Raw genomic sequence first — 982 nt, 5'->3', positions numbered from 1 at the left:
CCAAGTGGAGTTGCCCATGGCCGCAAGCCGCCTGAACCTGCACGAACGATATCGCATCCACGCCCTGCACGAAGCCTGTTTCAGCATCAGATCCATTGCCCTGATGCTGGAGCGTGCACCCAGTACAATTAGCCGCGAGCTTCGCCGCAACCGGACTGGCCGGCGCTACCAGCCGAATGTGGCGCATCAATTGATGCAGCAGCGCCGCCTGCGTGCCAGCCGGCGCGGACGCATCGACGCCGAGTGCATTCGACAAATCGAAGCCCTGCTGGCCGAAGACCACAGCCCCGCACAAATTGCCGGGCGCGCCGGGCTGGCCAGCCACGAGTGGATCTACCAATACATCTACGCCGACCAACGCCGAGGCGGCACGTTATTCAAACAGCTGCGCCGACGCCGTCGCAAACGCCGCAAGCGCGGTCTGCGTGACGGCCGCGGCCAGTTGCTGCATCGTCGTCATTGGTCGACGCGACCCGCCATCGTGGAAACCCGCAGCCGCATTGGCGACTGGGAGCTGGACACCATGCGCGCCGCCAGCGGCAAGGCGGTGGTCGTCACCATGACCGAACGTCGCAACCGCCTGCATTTGCTTGCCTACTCGCCAGATGGCACCGCCGAGAACGTGCGCAATGCCATCCTGCGCCGCCTCGGCAGGTTGCGTCGGGTTGTGCACACGCTGACCTCCGATAACGGCAAGGAATTTGCCGACCATCAGTTCATCGCCTGCGCACTGAAGAGCGATTTCTACTTCGCCGATCCCTACTCGGCATGGCAGCGCGGCAGCAACGAAAACGGCAACGGCCTGGCGCGCCAATACTTGCCACGCAGCATGGACTTCAGCACCCTCACCGACGATTATCTGCGTTGGGTCGAGCAGCGCTTGTACAACCGCCCCAGAAAGATACTCGGCTTCAAAACGCCCCTCGAAGTCCTCAACGGGGAATCAATCAACACTGTTGCGAATCAGAGTTGAACTCGCCCC

Annotated in this window: 1 protein-coding gene; it reads left to right on the top strand. The window is 62.5% G+C overall.

Annotated elements, in window-relative coordinates:
* The first annotated feature begins 16 nt into the window (after positions 1–16).
* Entirely contained in the window at positions 17–973 is a 957-nt protein-coding gene (locus K7B09_RS13075; RefSeq protein ID WP_223629904.1) for an IS30 family transposase, read from the top strand.
* The last annotated feature ends 9 nt before the right edge of the window (positions 974–982 follow it).

The sequence above is a fragment of the Thermomonas beijingensis genome (assembly GCF_020034655.1).
Classification (GTDB): Bacteria; Pseudomonadota; Gammaproteobacteria; order Xanthomonadales; family Xanthomonadaceae; genus Thermomonas; species Thermomonas beijingensis.
The sequence above is the reverse complement of the archived record's forward strand: the minus strand, read 5'-3'. Positions and strand labels throughout refer to the sequence as shown.

Bases quoted from the DNA above. Each gene is read 5' to 3' on its own strand.
- K7B09_RS13075 (WP_223629904.1), top strand. From the start codon at position 17: ATGGCCGCAAGCCGCCTGAACCTGCACGAACGATATCGCATCCACGCC.